The 223-nt window shown below is 38.1% G+C and carries 1 protein-coding gene; it reads right to left on the bottom strand.

The annotated features are described in order from the left end of the window. Nucleotides 1-34: 34 nt before the first annotated feature. A partial coding sequence (locus tag FDW96_RS22095) for a hypothetical protein (protein WP_373562176.1) occupies nucleotides 35-223 on the bottom strand: 189 nt, incomplete at its 5' end.

Genomic DNA, 223 nt, shown 5'->3' with positions numbered 1-223 from the left:
ATTTAACAGTTGGTATGATTCTGAATGCTGTCATTCAAACCTCCTCGATATTAACTTCAAGACGATAAGCTTTTGTTCCAGAAAGTCCGCCATATTGATATTTTGTAAATTTAACTACTTCGTGATTATCATCTGACCAAAGCCCTGATTCTGTAAAGCCGTCCATAATCGCTTTTAAGGTCGGTTGTAAGTTGTCTGGGTCACTTCTTCGTTTGGTTGGTGT

It is taken from the genome of Citrobacter sp. TBCS-15, from assembly GCF_005280815.1.
Taxonomy (GTDB): domain Bacteria; phylum Pseudomonadota; class Gammaproteobacteria; order Enterobacterales; family Enterobacteriaceae; genus Citrobacter; species Citrobacter werkmanii.
Note: the sequence above shows the minus strand (reverse complement) of the source record. Positions and strands in the feature narration are given on the sequence as shown.